A 15,640-nucleotide genomic window follows, 5' to 3' on the forward strand; every position below is an offset into this window, starting at 1 on the left:
AATTTCTCCTTAATATTCATCTAACCAAGTGCCGGTCTTATTGGACCGATTAACTTTCGAGTTGCAATACTGGCAGTACTTAATTCCGTTACCTTTCTTTTTAGCCACTCCGCACCTGGCACAAATAGCGAGTGAGTCATGCTTGGCTTTAAGGATTGCTGAATAGACCTCTTTCGCATGACTGGTTTTTGATAGGTCCACTTCGATGTCCAGGAAGTCATGTCGATCATCAGCACTTCTGATGATGACTTGAAGATTTTTGATCGCACTGACAAAGTCAGCAAAAATGTCAGCCCAACCTTCCTCGAACTTCAATTGATGGTGGGCAACAAAGAGTTTCTTGCCAATCTCCAGCTTCTCAACGAAAGCAACAGGATCAAATCCTTTGGTAGTTTTACTAGAGGAATCCGACACGCTGTACCTCCTGTTTAATGCTTGGAAGATCGTCTACACAAACTCGATCACGCTGATCGAGAAATGCCTTCATCATCGCTTCTTCAAGAGAGAGCCTTACCTCTCTAGGAGATAGATAAGCCAAATGCTGTTTAACCTCCTCTTCAAGTGATGCGGTCAGAAATGACTCCAAGGAGTTATGTTTTAACAGCATTGAGTAAATGCTATCGATAACCCCCAGCATTTCGGTGGGCAGAGGTTGCTTGATTTGGAAGAGCTTCATCCTGGACAGAATGGGGCGATTGATGGTGCTGGACTCATTAGCAGTTGCAATCCAAGAGACATTGCTCGCATCTAGCTCCAGTGGAATAGCTTCATCTTTAAACCTGCTGGCAGTGTGAGGTTCCAGCAATGTATAGAATGACGAGATCACGCTATACCTGGTATCTCCTCCGGCTTTATCAATTTCATCGATCAGGATAATTGGATTGGCAGTTTTAGATTCAGCCAATGCTTTGATAATGAAGCCTGGGCTGCCTTCTCCCCATTGCAGGCTGGTTCCTGACAAAGCGAAACCTGCAGTGACTGTTGCCAGGGACATTTCAAAATATGGAAGCTTTAGAAGCTTGGCAGTCTCACTTACGAATAGTGTTTTGCCGAGACCTGCATCCCCGAGAAGCAGGATTGGCGACAGCTTGAAAGGCCTATTGAATTTCCTGGAGACATTCGCTTGCAACTGAATGTAATTGATGACCTCTTTGAATTGAGGAAACGAAACCCTCAATGCTTCAAAGTCAATTTCTGTACTGATGACTTTATTTGGCCTTCTAGACTTCCACAGACCTTTGAGAGCTGGTGCAAGCCTGCTCTTGATATCACTTGCTCTTCTATCGTGTGATTTAACAAGTTCAACAAGCTTATCGTGGTTTACGATTGGTACGGTTTTTTTTGACATAGCAACTCCAAACGGTTGCTATGAAAAGCAACCGACTAATTAACTTGGATATTTGGAGTGTGTGAAGTTGTTCGGACAACTCACGTATTAATGTGATTTCTCTTGAGGAGGCTGTGACAGAAGTGGTTCAAAAAGTAATACCTCGGCCGGAAACTCAGTTTCAGAAAGATCATAAGTAATCAGTTTTCCACTTTTGAATTTAAGCCTGTAGATAGTTGTAGCCCTACCATCAAGTTCAATTTCTGATCTTTCAACTTCGCTTAGTTCATGAAATTCTATTGCGCCACTATCGGAAAGGGTCCCAGGGATACCGCACCATAAAGATTTGAATGAGCACTCATCCTGAAGGCTCTTTAGTGCATCCGCATTCGAAATAAATACTATGGAGTTATCTTGGTAATTTTCTGACTCAATTATTTCGCACACGAACCATGGCCTAGCGTTGGTGAAAATGCAGATAGGGAAGTACACCTCAAAGGGTGTTGGCCCATCTTCGGAAGTCATAAGGTTTGATAGAAAGTTGGATTTACTTAATGTTTGCATGACACAACTCCGGAATTGGGATTGCTGAATTGTGCCCTATATGACGAATTTGTTGCTATAGAAAACTAATTAGTAAAATTTACTAATATCGGAGGCTATTCGAGTAAGTATGTAGTGTGGTGCGGTTGAGAAGGGTGGTAGGAAGTAGTTGCAGTCTGCAAACCCAAAGACCATTTTGCTGACATAAATCTGTTGATCCTCTGATGTGACCTAATGGTGTTCGATCGTTACGCAGTTCAAATCAATCTTTGATTAAAGCCTGTAATTCTTTTGAGCCTAGTGTTTGAATGTCTTTCTTTACTACATTTTGAAGCTCGCTCAAATCTGTGATATTCCCGGTATTCAAGTAAGCAAGTGAAATGATGGTCAGAGGATGCACATTGAGTGCAGCAGCAATTTTATTGATAAAGTTCAAAGTTGCTCCACTTTGCCCTAGCTCCAGTCTCGAAATATGAGTTCTACTCGAAATGTCAGTAAAAAACTCTTGAGTTAAGCCACGGCTAATTCTTATATCCTTAACAGCTTTACCAAAGGCTTTGTCAAAATCCATTTATATAGTCCTCATAAAGGATTATATAAAGCCATTATGTGCCCGAAATGACTACAACATATAGGGCACACTTTGGTGTTCTGTACCAGAGTCTGCTTATTTATACCGCATTTTATCCATTGAAAAATTATTATCTAATAATAGATAGGTAGTAATGAGATGTATTTTGAGTGGTTTGGAGTTGCTCCAGCGACAGTTGCGTCTTTTAGCATGTCTGCTTTTGCAAAAACTACAGAGATGTTTTGAGTCGATGAGCGGAATTTCGAGCCAACTTCATGAGTGCTGCCCGAGAAATCCAATGCATCGAATTTTCCTGACTCTTCTGGGAGAGGAGTGACAGGTTCGTTCGAAATAGCTCCAATTCGACTGGATTCAAAAACTCAACTGTATTTATAAGTTCGTGGGCAACCTTGAAGTTTTCCTCGGACATTGTAAGAGGTAGAGTGATCTTGTGATTTGAAAGTTTAATAGCTTCGTCTAGCTCTACAATTTCTGCATCCGTTAGTTGGTAACCAGAAGTAACCTTTGTTTTGAACTTGTTCCAATTGACACTTGTGTAACCATTTTCAATACCACTTAAATAACTTTGATCATGCCCTAATAGGTATGCTGCGTATTTTTGTTGGTATCCCCGGTTAATTCTGAAGTGCCGTAAAAGTGTAGCGGCTGGGCTCATTTCTTAAATGCAAAAAAAATATAATTTAGTGTACTACAGTGCAGGCGATATTTACATAACCAATTGATTATATTTAATAAAGTTCATTATTATTAGATTGGAATGATTGTAGTTAGAATATTTTTTACAACTAATCGAAATCGGATATCGGCAGCTCTATTTTTTAAGGGTTTATTTGATATCAGATTTAGTCTATCCAAATAAAAAATCATACTTGTGACACGCAATCTTTATTTAACAACGACTAAAGTTAATGGAAGACACACTGGAAAATTGGTAAGATTAAGAGATGCTTTAAAATTATAAGAAGAATTAAGAATATCCTTCGAAAAGGAAAAACAAAATGCATTTGAGAGGCAATTGAATTGGAAATTATTTCGGCCAGGGAGAAGCTTAAAAGTTCCAACTTGGATCATCCAATTCTCAATGCTTTGCAAGCTACAGAAACTCTCTATACTACGCTAGCTTACCAACCTTCTGGGCACATTCTCATACAAGACGACTTTATTGGGAATGCTGATGAAAAGGCACGTGTACGTGCACGATCTTTTCTCAATTTGATCAATGAATTAGATGTCCAGCCCGATCTAGTCATTAGCCCTGAATATAGCATCCCATGGCAAGCTTTGAGTGAGTTACTTCTTAGTGGCAGTCGTCCAGATGCAGGAAAGCTTTGGATACTTGGTTGCGAAAGCTTGAAACTGGGTGAGTTAGCAAATATTCGCGATAATCTACGAGACATAGCAGTAGTCTTGGATGACGACACATCTCCAGTTGAAACTACAACTCAACGATATCGAAATCCAGTTGTATATATTTTTGAGACAAAGTCATTAGTTGACGAGTCCTTAAAACTCGTTTTACTAGTCCAATACAAAACATGTCCTTCTGGAGACAAAGATAATACTGAGGCTAAAGGAATGTTGCCCGGTAAATTCGTATATGTCTTCGGCGACTATCCACAAGAGGTGCGTCTAATTACTTTGATATGTTCAGATGTGTTTGAATTTAAAAAGTCACAAATTGATGCATACTATGATGGACTTCTTTTAGTTCATATCCAGCTAAACAATAACCCACGGCATCCAGTATATAAAAAATATCGCCTAGAACTATTCCAAGCAGCTGGTAAAACTGAATTAATCTGTTTGAATTGGGCAGAGCATATCAATGCTGTAATTAATGATAAGGTGATTCCATGGGGCAATATTGGTGGATCTGCATGGTATCTCCAATCGCCTGAAGTTGACCTAAAAGAGGTCTCCTTAAAAAGCAATCATGAGCATGGTATTTACTATACTTACAACGCTCATATTCACGCTCATTCATTCATATTCGATTACAAACCCAGAGCATTTTTGTTCCAATCGACGAAAGTACACCACCATGCTTTAGCTAAACCTTTATCGACAAGAACTGGGCCCAAAGCGATAAAAACTTTCATATGGCAAGACCAATCAGCAAAATGGGTGGAACCAAAAGCAAAGCACGATTGGCCAAATGATGGATTTACTGATCGTCTGAGCGTGATCAAGTCTGAAGGGGTAGATTTAGATGATCTACAGACTGTATATCAAGCTTGCCCCGTTTCCGCAGAGCGTGTATTGGCCATTAGTGCCGGGGGCTTTGGTATAAGGCAAGATTGGTTTGCCCCCAACAAAATTGATTCCATGCAGCTTTCCGAGCAAGAATTTGTCCATCGCATGACAGTGCTCCAAGATACGGCTAAAGATGTCACAAGTTTTCGCTCCGCAAGATTTTCCTCTATTAGAGCAATAGCTGAACTGCGTAGTGAAGACTATACATGGCCATCTGCAGTGAGCGCACTCAATCAGGGATTCAACTTTAATTGGTCAAGTACAAATCCCAACCGCAATGTGGTGGCGAAAGACGGTACTTTTGCCACTGTTGTACATTTAGGAATGATTTCTGATCTTGTGAATATCAAGTTATACGATTCGCAAATTAGAAAAGCCCTCGCAGGCCCCCCGCCAGAACCAGAACGATTACTGTCTGCAAATGAATATAAAATGTTTGAAAAAAGCCATTATGACAACAGCAGTCCGCCACGATATTGCATTCTTTATGTGGATTCTAAGGGCACACAAAATTATATAAATACGGATGGCGTTTCTTATATTAAACCTGCGGGATATTCACCGGTAGATATTAGTCAACCCTCTAGGATGACTCAAAACGATTCGTTGGGAGGAAAGACCGAATGAACCTTGAACTAGTTAGAAGTAAGCTTTGGAACAAGTTTGCGAATGTCACCGAGGTGTCTTCAGGCATTTTGAAGGGTATCCGGAGAAATGGCGAACGGGATGTTGCAGCCTATGTATTTGATCTAAACAGTAAGTTGCCAGATACCGCTGGAGAACTAAATGAATATCTTGATTCGATTATGGGGCCAATATACTTTGATAGGGATTTCTCAAATGACTTACGGTGGAACAGCTATCTTTACTTTGTAGTTGGCAACGATCTCAAGAACAACTCGGAATTTCGTACATATAAACGAAATTTAGAAGCTGATAAAAATTACGCCAGAAAATTCGTGGTTTACGAAGATGAAATTGACCGAGTATTAAAAGAAATAGATTCTGTAGAGTCATCCAGCAAGCCAGAGGTATCGGCTGATGTCATAGAGGTATGGTCAAAAAAACTTAACTTGATCAACCAAGATGATATTTTGGATGTGAATCGACCAATTGCTGATGTCGTTAGAGGAATAGCCACAGGAAACACAAAAAACACGATTAGAAATAAAAAGACTTCTGGGGAAGAAACAAGTAAATCATTAGCTGGATCGCACCTATCTAGTATCAATCTAGAAGGATTTAGATCTCATGCAGGGCAAAAGTGCTTTGAAGGATTTGGTAAAGCAAATCTTATTTTCGGTGTTAATGGAGTAGGGAAAACCTCTCTCATGGAAGGTATCGAATTCCTTTATTGTGGCGCATCTAAACGTTCAGGACTGCTGACGCATGCAACTGTTGAGGGGAGGCTCGATTCAGGATTAACAGTTAAAACTTCAGTTGATCAAGCTATCTCTGATTTCAAAACACGTCAACGCTTATGGTATGGCGCTGACGACACAGCAACACAGAATCGGTTGCCGAACCAATTTGCTCGTTTTAATTTTCTAAACACTGATGCCGCCGCAGAATTTACTTTGTTGACAGAAGGCAAGGCAACAGATAACGCAAAAAGTTTATCAACCATACTTAATGGTTCTGAAGCCACGTCAATGTGGAAACGAATTCACGATGTTTCAGAAGAAATCAAATCAAAAATAAAATCAATTAGATCTGAACGAGTTAAAGCAGTATCAGATAAAAGCATCAAAGATTCTGAGCTTGAAAAATTGCAAGTATTCCCTCAGCAATCTGATTCAACTTTCGATATTGTAGTTAAGAGTCTTGAGCTTTTAAGATGGAAGGATTTACCTACTTCTAAAAATCAGGTAAATGTTGGCTTAGCTGATAGGTTGCTAGAGTTAACTACTCAGTTGAGCATTCTTAACAGAATAAATTGGGTAAATGTCCCTCTGAGCTTGGTTACGATTCGTAGGGAGTACGAGAGCCTTGTAGAACTCACTGAAGATTTGAATGAGTCCCTTAATAGCAAAGCACTCACTGAAAATTTGCACTATGCGGCTGTATCCCGAAAATCTGAAATTGAGGAAAGTTATTCAGTTATTTCTAAGATACCCAATGATGTACTGACTGATATTTTTAGAATATCTGATGAATTGCATACAGTCACTGATTTTCTGATCAAAAATTCGAAATTATTTGCTTTATTGCCTGACGCTGAATCTCCGGAGGGATGGGAAAGTAGATGGGGAAATATAACGTTACCTTCAGCAATTAGTGCTTGCAGATATCAGATTGATCAGATATCAAATCAAACCGTAAGCGATACAACGCGCTATGCAGAGTTATTAAGTACACATTCTCAAATTGAAACAGCAAAAAGAGAGTTAAAAAACTGGGCATTCCAAGTCATGGAGCATGACCATTCAGAATCGTTCTGTCCGACATGCAAAACTCCCTTTGAACCAGAGATTTTAATTAGTCGTATAAATGCTCTCTCAAACTCTCCAATGGATTCATTAATTTTGGAGCTTAGTGCAGAAATCGACAGAAAAATTGAACTGACTGACTCACTTTCTAAAGACTTAGATTGGTTGATGTCCATGCAGGAGTGCAGTCTATTCCTGACAAGTGACATGGATTCAATTACTGTTTCAAACGTTCAAAAAGGTATTCAGTATTGGGCGGACTCTAAGACTAAATCTCAAAGCATGAAGCAGACACTGGAAAAGAGCTTGCAAGATTACCAGGCCGTTGGTATTCATTTAGAGGATATTCACGAGGCTTGCCAGGTACTGTTAGAAAATGAGTCGATTAAAAACGACCTGAAAAATACTCTGATTGCAAAAGAGAATGCAAGCAAGATTCTAGGTGGCCTTCAAACGCAAATTGAAGCCATTGAATCTGATATACAGGATATTGATTTAAAAATAGAAAAGAAACTTATTTCACTTCGAGCTGATACCAGCCAATCTATTGACGAAGTTCGGCAGCAATTAGCTCATAAAATCATGATTCTAATTCGAGCATTGTCCGTCGAAGTTGTTGAAAATGAATTGATTATATTAGATCCAGATCAAGATTTGTTATCCATTTATTCAGCTTTGGAAAATGTACATTTGGAAGTCAAACGGCTTCATCAATTTATTGAAAGCGAAGAAAATCACTCTAGCAACGTTAATGATAAGAAGTTGGAAGTCCAAAAACTTGAAACTCGAATCAATCAGTACGAAGGCTCCTTAAAGCAATTGAGGGATGTACAGACTGTACTAGACGATATTATTAAAAACCACTCTATTGAAGCTGCAAGTGCGACGATTGTTGAAGATACACATGAAGTTGCAGATAATATTTTCAGAAGAATTCACACCCCATCAGAATACATGATTTCTAATTCTGTCGAGGAGCCATTGGTTCGCAGATCTGACAGTGTACGTTTTAAACTCAATCAAGTTAGCACCGGTCAACGCGCCGCATATGCTTTATCGATGTTTTTGGCAATGAATGCTCAAGTTGATGTGGGCCCAAGATTGGTTTTGTTGGATGATCCTATTTCACACGTTGACGACTTGAATGCTTTGTCTTTTCTGGATTACTTACGAAATCTTGTAATCAACTCAGATAGGCAACTATTTTTTGCAACCGCTGACGAAAAAATTGCAGGGCTATTTGCTCATAAATTTGCTTTTTTAGACAATGATTTCAGAACTTTTGAGTTAACTCGCAAGAGCTCATAATGCGAGGAGCTTCCTCAAGCTGCAGGCTTCTGTAAACCTGTGAAATTATATCTAGCAGGGTGAGTTCTAGCTTGGTTCTCAACAACAACTAACTTTGAGGTCAAAATTTAGTCACTATCTGAATCCGCATGAGAATCATGTAGTTACTAAAACTACTAATATCTATTCCACTGAGTTATCCACAGAAAATGTGGGAATGAGTATTTTACGGAAGATGTACTGGTCTAATTGAATTACCAATTCACTATAAGCGAGCTTTTATAAATATGGCTACATTACCTCTTTTCAAAACTGTAGCTGAAGCCTATAAACTTCATCCAATTTACAAAAAACTGTTGGGAGAGTCATTTGAACCGGAGCGTGCATTGCTGTTGGAATGGTCTGAAGGAATGGTGGATAGAGATGGAAAGTTCTGCCATGAGTTTCAGTTAAGTTTCGAGTCAAGCATGTGGGAGCTATACCTTCATGCCTGTCTTAAAAAATTGGGAGCGGAGATAGACTTCTCGCATCACGCTCCGGATTTTGTAGTGAATGGTAAAGAGGGTTTCAATATTGAGGCAACGATATCAGCTCCAGCTAAAGGAGGGCAGGGGCCCATTGGATTTGATATTAGTGACATGCCTAAAGGGTTTAATGAATTCAATTCTGAAGCCACCATTCGAGTATGTAATAGTTTTATCTCAAAAGTAACAAAATTCAGAAATAATTACTCAAAACTATCTCACGCTCAAAATAAACCATTCGTATTGGCAATTGCGTTATTCCATGCACCTTTCTCTCATTTCGCGGCTATGAGGCCAATTATCAGTGCATTGTATGGTCTGTATCATGATGAGGATGAGACTATCGCATCGGGCGCTACCAAAATGGTGAGTTATAACGTTGCAGGGGTATTCAAAAAAGAGAATGTATTCCTACCGTTAGGCTATTTCTGCACTCCAGAATATTCCGATATCAGTGCGGTAATTTATAGTGATGTGGCCACTTGGGGGAAAATTAGGGCTATGGCTAATAATCCAGATGCCATGTCTTTTTACACCACATTTCATCCTAATCCGAATGGATTGGAGCCAATCGTTAAAAATGCAAGCAAAGCAGAATATAACGAAGATTTATTAGATGGGTTATGCATATTCCATAATCCTTATGCTAAACACCCGCTTTCACCAAGAATATTCGATCATGAGCGAATAGCACAAGCACATATAAAACCCGATGGAGAGCTTTATTTCGATCATCCAGACGATTTTCTATTTTGTCGAATGATTAATACTATTACTCCTAAAACTTCAAGTTAATTTAATTTCTTCAAGAAATTCTCGAATTGTGATCGCACATTATCTCTACTTTCTGTGGGCATAAGCCCTTTCTCTTCCAAAGACAACCACAGTTTCAACCCGCTCTTGATTCCATAATTCTCAATTTCTGCGTCCACCCCATTTAGGAAAGCATCTGGGTCTAAAACCATATCTTCTGGAAACCAATTTCCTTTTTGCATGGAATGAAAACCTGGTCCATCAATAATTCCTAGGAATTTTTGACCAAATGCTAATTCCATAATTGATTTCCGAGGAGCATATTTACCATGTATAAATACCCCTTTTTTAGATGCAATTGCAATGCATGCAGTCAGGTATGCTCGTGATTTCCAATACGTAAAATCCCAATTGTTGCATAGATGGTAGCGGTATATAGCCTTGGTACCAATTTCGCCGATCGTCTCTTCCAGGATTAAAATCGCTTGGTCATTTTGTTTGAATTTTCTGTCGGATATGTAGAGATAGCCCCTCAAGTTATGATGTGGATTCTCTTTTTTTATTTGGTCGATGAAATTAGAGAATTCTAGGGGATATTTGTAGAAATCATTTTCACAATGAATTTGTGAGTCTGCACCTTCTAACCACTCACGTCTAATGGAAAATAGTGTGGAAACTTTGTCTAATAATTCATTGTTCAATTTTTCAAGCAGTGCAGAATCATCTTGGATATCTTTTATCGTTAATAGACCATCCAAGAATCGAGGAATCTGATTGCGATGTATTCCATGAGCTTCAAAAACCTCAATAAATCTGGAAGATATAGTGGAGTTTTTTGAATTTCTCCATTTTTTGTACCTGTCCCATACATTCAATATTACAGCTATATCCCCAAGCACAATTAGCCCCTTGTAAATTTGTATAAGCTTCGAATATTTATTAGTAATGAAATAGGCCTTGAGTTTCAATCTCAACCGGATTGATTCCTAGCACTAAAATCTTTTAACATGATTATAAAATTTCGTAGTGGTTTGATGTTGAATTGATTAAAAAAATAAAAGGTAGTTTTATGGCCAGAGATGATTTCAAGAAACCAGTAATTCAACTACTCAAATCTAGAGTTTCTGCACGCTGTTCAAATCCAGATTGCAGAGTTCCCACGGTGGGCCCTTCAAGCAAAAGAAAGGTGAATAACATTGGTATAGCTGCTCATATTACTGCGGCAGCTGTAGGTGGGCCAAGACATGATCCTTCTCTCTCAGTTGAAGAAAGAATCGCCTTTGAAAATGGAATTTGGTTATGTCGGAACTGTGCTGGAAAAATCGACTCGGATGTCGACTTTTACACGGTACGACTTCTCAATGAATGGAAGCTTTCAGCCGAGCAATTAGCGAAGGATGAACTGGGAAACAAAATACCAGATCAAAAGTCTGTTGATAGTAGCCTAAAGAGTGCATTCACTGGAATGCCTACCGGCTTCTTCCCTCAAGCTATATCAAATATACATAAAGCCACAAGTAGCTCCCTGGAAGCTTTAGATCCTAGATTTGATGTTAAGTCTAACTACATAGATGGTTTGACTACATTTTCATTTGAAGCCAAACAAGATGTATCACTGTCGATGCATATTAGTGCCAAAGAAAGTGAAGCTTTTCTGAAATTTGTGGAAGAGGGTACTGATCTAACCATGGACTCAAGTTCAGCCCAAATAGAGGGATCAAAATTATTAATAGAATTATCCAAGCAGGCTGGTGGACAGCTATCTTTTACATCTCCAAAAACAAAAGTTCTTCAAAAAGTTTGGCTCAAGAATGCTGACACAGATGAAATAGAAAACTTCTACGATATAAATGGAGAATTTTCTGTAGGTACCAAAGCATTAACCTTTGAAGGTTATGCTTGCGATGGCATTCTTAAATTCACACTCAAAATATTTGATCCTGCAAGTTCTGTTGAATCTAAATTTTCGCTAGCCATCAATCATGAAAAATGGATTGGATTAGAAATTAATACTCTTCCATATTTTGAAAGAATTCATTCATTTTTTACAAAGTTGAATGAGGGTTGGAAGTTTTATACTTCAATAGAAAGAAATGGCGAGATTGCAGTGCAATCGGTTGGCCAGGACTTAAGTAAGTTTGAGTTCGTTTATTTGTCTAGGAACTTTCTGGATTACACAAGTTATTGCAGAACAATAGCTTCAAAATTGAGCGTCAATGTCCAATATAACCCAGCAGTGAAATTCACTAGAGATGAAATCAAGAAATTATGGGATGTAGCCGACACCTTCTTAGGTAAAGTGAGTTACACCAGAGATCAATTAACCTCAAAAATCACTTGCCAGATGATCATAGACGAAAACAGCAATCATTTAATTGCTATGCAAAATAGTGATAAGCCAACGGGAATTCAAACTATTCAGGAGGAACCTGAGATTATTAAACTCTTTGACAAGGAAGTTACCTTACCTATTTTAAGAATGACTTTCCTAAATATATTTCCCAAATTTGATGCAAATTTAAGTGGTTTACAACCCGGTGACGTAATTGATATTGAGTGGGTGCCGGATGAACTTTTTACTTGTATGCATGAATACATTTTAGATGGCCAGCAATAGAGGCTCATTTTTAATAACCTACTGGGATTACAATTGAGCCAGAATTTGGCTTTTTGCCACCTCTAGGAAAGGATGGATATGTTCGATTTTTGTGGCCACAATCACACCATGAGATGAAGGCCAGCCCCACACGACTCCAGTAACTTTAGCCATGTTTGGATTCCACTCTAAACCTTCCTGATGGCATCGCACAAATCCTGTATCCCACACAATTGAACCACTAAATCCATTTGGCCTGGGCGCCGGCCTATCAGAATCCAATATTTCCATTCGGTCAGGCAAATATTCAATTGCAAAATGGAAGGAAGGGTCCACATCTTTGTGCATAGGGCAGGGGGTTTCACGCCCAATGTAACAAGTGCCTTCAGAAACCATTCCCCCGAAACTAAACCTAGAGTTATCCATTGAAAAACCTGTAAATGCTAATAACTCTCCGGAAACCGGCGAATGTAGGGTTCAGTTGATGATCCACTATCGCCTTAGATTTATTTTCTGAGACACTCCAAGCAGCTAAACTAACTGGAAGTACAGCTAAATCTTTAGGATGTGGATCTGAGAGATGGTTGCCAATAACTTGCACAATCCTGTCATCCTCTAAGAGCGAAAATCCCAAAATTGCGCCTTTCTCTCTTTTTCTAGCATTATGTTCATTAGTAAGTATGTAAATTTGCCCTAGAAGATCAACGAATGCTCCACTACCTAATAGCTCGCCATAATCGCCTTCTTCTTCAATTTTGTGTTCAACCAACGGGGTGCGATATTCCCTTATGAAATCCCTCATTTGCCTTGTGACAATAGGCATTGCTTCATTCCACTCTGTCTCAGTCATTTTGTAATACTTTCAAGTTGGATTCGATGGTCGATATTTTCTGTGGACTTGGTTAATTTTGCCAATAAAAGCATTCAAAGCAAGTGGATTGTGATCCTCATAACTAGGCTCTTTAAGATTTACTGTTAAAGGCCTAGTCAAACTTCGAGATGGATGAAAAATTTTCGAGTAGATGGTTTCGATTAAATTCGACTTGAATTTATTCGGGCCCAACCATTTCACAGGCCTGTCTAAAATATTTAGTAAGTCCTTGATCGCATCTGCTGATGAAATCAAAGTCTCAAAATTCCCTGTTAGCATTGAATATCTATAAATCGCTATGAATAAACAGAGAGTGTTGAAATAGCGGGCAAGAAGTTGAAAATCTAAGTCCTTAACTAGCTTGAGAAACTCGAGAGAACTACCGAAGCTAAAAAGAATATCTGCGTACTCTCTTGTTGGAGCATCTTTTATATTTCTTATTTTTATTAACTCCGCGACGGCCATGTAAGCATACTCATAATGGATATGGTCGTAAATGTGATGTAGTTCTTCATTCTTAATATCCTCTGGATTCTTCAAGGGAGCATTTTGAAGTTCCAATTTCACAACCATTTTTTCGATTTGAATCATCGCAGATTCAACCGAGGATTCACTTTCAATGAGGTATTCCCAGAAAGCTGATTCATAAAGATTTTTAGATCCTTTTAACCGGTCATCATCATTTACCAGCTTCAATAAGTCAAACGATCGCCGATGATGAGATCCATCGGATAGTGAACTACCAAACTTCTCAATTTCTTCAAACATTTTGATGCGAGTTATGTAACTCCTACCTTCAGCCTTGGGTGTGAATAGAACATCTAATTTCCCATTCTTTAAGCCCGTCTTGAAACGTACCCCCCAATACCACACTAGAGTTCTAAATTTTAAAAATTGATCTCTTGAATTTCTACCTTTTTTTTCTTTTGTCATAGCCGTAGTCGGGTGAAAGTAGCCTTTTGCACCACCCTTTTGTTTAGATAAGCAGATCATTATATTTGTTATCCATAGACGAAGTTATTCAAATTCGGATCAGATAAGGGTTAGACATGAAGAATGTTTCAAAAATCGAAACACAATTGTTAGGACGTGCATCATGGAGATTGATTGATTCAGAGGGGGATCCAATTTCTTCCTTTGATATGTATATGAAAGTAATCAATGAAAATGCTTATCCAACGAAGAAACGTTATGGCGAAGTTGTATCGAATCTGATTGATTATTTTTATGAAGTTGGAGTTCTTGGAAAAGGCAGTGTTTCACGTAAGGAAATCGATGATGCTATTGATTATTACCTTGTCTTATTAAGAGATGGCCCAGCACTTAATTTTGGTCTAAGAAGAGGGGACCTAATAGAGTATGAAGATGGATATCTTGAACTTGAGCAGAAACTTCGCCAAGTGGCTCTTAATTTGGGCATCACTTCAATTCAGCCAGCCAGCTGGAGTAATACATTAGCCGCTCTTAATGGATTCATTTATATGAATTCTCAACTAGAAATGGATATGAAGGAAATAGCAATTCTCAAAGGGAAGCTCGACCCGTCATTTGTTGAGAATGCATTTATAGATCCTCGCCCTCTATTTTCTGCAGTTACAGACTCCAAGACGTTGAGTCCTTATGAAATTAAAAAAATAAAGCAGAACTCAGTACTTGGTTCAGTGATGCGAGTTAAAGCCAAAGGATTATCACGGCCTGCCGGCTTGGCTTCGAAATCTATTAGATATATTCAAAATGGTGGTATCTATGATTTTCCAATGGAACAACTTCCAAATCTATTAAAAGCAGCTAGCTGTTGGAGAGATAAAGCGTTGTGGTTATTAACTGCGGCAAGCGGAATCAGAAGGTCGGAGGCTCTAAACCTTGAGTGGGCACACATAGATTTTGAAGACCGAGCGGTCTACGTGCTTGATCCGCACCTTACTAGACATGGGCGAGATCTTTGTAAAAATGAAAAAGCAAACAGATTTAAAGGTAGAGATGCATCTTGGACATATCTGATTCAACCATACAAAGACTTTTTTTTCGAAGCATTGATGGAATATCGAAAACAAGAATATGTGCTTCCTAAAGATGGAAATGACTTTGTTTTTCAATACATAAATTGCCAGAAAGTAGGGCAACCATATAGAAGTGCCTCAGATGCGACCTTAAATTCCTCATTTAAAAGGGCTGTCAAGAGAGCAGGAATAAAAGGGCCGCCGTTGAATGAAAAGTATGTTTGGACTCAGCACTCATTCAGACATGCTTATGGGGTATTTATGTTGAATGACATAGTTATTCCAGATCAGCCAAACCCAGGACTGACGGAAGTTGAAGTTCAGATGCTCATGGGCCATAAAAGTATATTAACTACCCGGAAATACGCCAGGCCCAAACTCAAAAATATCAAGCGGAAGCTCGAATTGTACGACGCTAGAACTTTTGGGAATGCCCAAAATATTCTACCAAACAAGGAAAAGTAA

The 15,640-nt window shown here is 38.8% G+C and carries 14 protein-coding genes; 5 read left to right on the top strand and 9 right to left on the bottom strand.

Annotated features, from left to right (window positions below; all coding sequences use genetic code 11):
• Nucleotides 1–9: 9 nt before the first annotated feature.
• The 5 genes from INP77_RS00420 to INP77_RS15060 form a co-directional block, all read right to left on the bottom strand.
• Nucleotides 10–414: a hypothetical protein gene (locus tag INP77_RS00420; RefSeq protein WP_194746746.1), complete on the bottom strand. Its 405-nt coding sequence runs from the start codon at nt 412–414 to the stop codon at nt 10–12.
• The gene (locus INP77_RS00425; protein ID WP_194746747.1) at nt 398–1,348 is read right to left on the bottom strand and encodes an AAA family ATPase; all 951 of its coding nucleotides are present in this window, start codon (nt 1,346–1,348) and stop codon (nt 398–400) included. The genes INP77_RS00420 and INP77_RS00425 overlap by 17 nt, the downstream gene beginning before the upstream one ends.
• 87 nt (nt 1,349–1,435) lie before the next feature.
• Nucleotides 1,436–1,891: a hypothetical protein gene (locus INP77_RS00430; protein WP_194746748.1), complete on the bottom strand. Its 456-nt coding sequence runs from the start codon at nt 1,889–1,891 to the stop codon at nt 1,436–1,438.
• Between the two features lie 241 nt (nt 1,892–2,132).
• Nucleotides 2,133–2,441, bottom strand: a complete 309-nt coding sequence (locus INP77_RS00435; RefSeq protein ID WP_194746749.1) for a helix-turn-helix domain-containing protein — start codon at nt 2,439–2,441, stop codon at nt 2,133–2,135.
• A 229-nt stretch (nt 2,442–2,670) separates the two neighbouring features.
• The gene (locus tag INP77_RS15060) at nt 2,671–3,117 is read right to left on the bottom strand and encodes a helix-turn-helix transcriptional regulator (RefSeq protein WP_194746750.1); all 447 of its coding nucleotides are present in this window, start codon (nt 3,115–3,117) and stop codon (nt 2,671–2,673) included.
• A 365-nt stretch (nt 3,118–3,482) separates the two neighbouring features.
• On the opposite strand from INP77_RS15060, the gene INP77_RS00445 reads away from it, so the two are divergent.
• The 3 genes from INP77_RS00445 to INP77_RS00455 all read left to right on the top strand — a co-directional run bounded on the left by INP77_RS00445 (nt 3,483) and on the right by INP77_RS00455 (nt 9,750).
• A complete protein-coding gene (locus tag INP77_RS00445; RefSeq protein WP_194746751.1) occupies nt 3,483–5,342 on the top strand; it encodes a hypothetical protein in 1,860 nt (619 codons plus the stop codon).
• Nucleotides 5,339–8,452 carry an AAA family ATPase gene (locus INP77_RS00450; protein ID WP_194746752.1) on the top strand — a complete coding sequence of 1,038 codons (3,114 nt, stop codon included), beginning with the start codon at nt 5,339–5,341 and terminating at the stop codon, nt 8,450–8,452. Before INP77_RS00445 ends, INP77_RS00450 begins: the two co-directional genes overlap by 4 nt.
• Before the next feature lie 266 nt (nt 8,453–8,718).
• Complete coding sequence (locus INP77_RS00455) at nt 8,719–9,750, top strand: glycosaminoglycan attachment site (RefSeq protein WP_194746753.1); 1,032 nt, start codon at nt 8,719–8,721, stop codon at nt 9,748–9,750.
• Here INP77_RS00455 and INP77_RS00460 read toward each other — a convergent pair.
• Nucleotides 9,747–10,607, bottom strand: a complete 861-nt coding sequence (locus INP77_RS00460) for a hypothetical protein (RefSeq protein WP_194746754.1) — start codon at nt 10,605–10,607, stop codon at nt 9,747–9,749. The two genes, INP77_RS00455 and INP77_RS00460, sit on opposite strands and share 4 nt — an antisense overlap.
• A gap of 170 nt (nt 10,608–10,777) precedes the next feature.
• On the opposite strand from INP77_RS00460, the gene INP77_RS00465 reads away from it, so the two are divergent.
• Complete coding sequence (locus INP77_RS00465) at nt 10,778–12,325, top strand: hypothetical protein (RefSeq protein ID WP_194746755.1); 1,548 nt, start codon at nt 10,778–10,780, stop codon at nt 12,323–12,325.
• Between the two features lie 27 nt (nt 12,326–12,352).
• Here the strand turns inward: INP77_RS00465 and INP77_RS00470 are convergent, their stop codons facing one another.
• From INP77_RS00470 to INP77_RS00480, 3 genes are read right to left on the bottom strand one after another with little or no spacing between them, the layout of a single operon-like run.
• The gene (locus INP77_RS00470) at nt 12,353–12,730 is read right to left on the bottom strand and encodes a hypothetical protein (RefSeq protein WP_194746756.1); all 378 of its coding nucleotides are present in this window, start codon (nt 12,728–12,730) and stop codon (nt 12,353–12,355) included.
• Nucleotides 12,723–13,154: a hypothetical protein gene (locus INP77_RS00475; RefSeq protein WP_194746757.1), complete on the bottom strand. Its 432-nt coding sequence runs from the start codon at nt 13,152–13,154 to the stop codon at nt 12,723–12,725. The genes INP77_RS00470 and INP77_RS00475 overlap by 8 nt, the downstream gene beginning before the upstream one ends.
• 12 nt (nt 13,155–13,166) lie before the next feature.
• Nucleotides 13,167–14,168 (bottom strand): hypothetical protein, encoded by a 1,002-nt coding sequence (locus INP77_RS00480; RefSeq protein ID WP_194746758.1) that lies wholly within the window; start codon nt 14,166–14,168, stop codon nt 13,167–13,169.
• Nucleotides 14,169–14,224: 56 nt separating this feature from the next.
• On the opposite strand from INP77_RS00480, the gene INP77_RS00485 reads away from it, so the two are divergent.
• Nucleotides 14,225–15,640 carry a site-specific integrase gene (locus INP77_RS00485; protein WP_194746759.1) on the top strand — a complete coding sequence of 472 codons (1,416 nt, stop codon included), beginning with the start codon at nt 14,225–14,227 and terminating at the stop codon, nt 15,638–15,640.

Source organism: Methylophilus sp. 13, from assembly GCF_015354335.1.
Lineage (GTDB): Bacteria > Pseudomonadota > Gammaproteobacteria > Burkholderiales > Methylophilaceae > Methylophilus > Methylophilus glucosoxydans.

Excerpts from the sequence above, each read along its gene's own strand:
- INP77_RS00470 (WP_194746756.1), bottom strand. The coding sequence starts at position 12,730 with ATGGATAACTCTAGGTTTAGTTTCGGGGGAATGGTTTCTGAAGGCACT.
- INP77_RS00475 (WP_194746757.1), bottom strand. The coding sequence starts at position 13,154 with ATGACTGAGACAGAGTGGAATGAAGCAATGCCTATTGTCACAAGGCAA.
- INP77_RS00430 (WP_194746748.1), bottom strand. The coding sequence starts at position 1,891 with ATGCAAACATTAAGTAAATCCAACTTTCTATCAAACCTTATGACTTCC.
- INP77_RS00450 (WP_194746752.1), top strand. The coding sequence starts at position 5,339 with ATGAACCTTGAACTAGTTAGAAGTAAGCTTTGGAACAAGTTTGCGAAT.
- INP77_RS00435 (WP_194746749.1), bottom strand. The coding sequence starts at position 2,441 with ATGGATTTTGACAAAGCCTTTGGTAAAGCTGTTAAGGATATAAGAATT.
- INP77_RS00465 (WP_194746755.1), top strand. The coding sequence starts at position 10,778 with ATGGCCAGAGATGATTTCAAGAAACCAGTAATTCAACTACTCAAATCT.
- INP77_RS15060 (WP_194746750.1), bottom strand. The coding sequence starts at position 3,117 with ATGAGCCCAGCCGCTACACTTTTACGGCACTTCAGAATTAACCGGGGA.
- INP77_RS00455 (WP_194746753.1), top strand. The coding sequence starts at position 8,719 with ATGGCTACATTACCTCTTTTCAAAACTGTAGCTGAAGCCTATAAACTT.
- INP77_RS00485 (WP_194746759.1), top strand. The coding sequence starts at position 14,225 with ATGAAGAATGTTTCAAAAATCGAAACACAATTGTTAGGACGTGCATCA.
- INP77_RS00425 (WP_194746747.1), bottom strand. The coding sequence starts at position 1,348 with ATGTCAAAAAAAACCGTACCAATCGTAAACCACGATAAGCTTGTTGAA.
- INP77_RS00480 (WP_194746758.1), bottom strand. The coding sequence starts at position 14,168 with ATGATCTGCTTATCTAAACAAAAGGGTGGTGCAAAAGGCTACTTTCAC.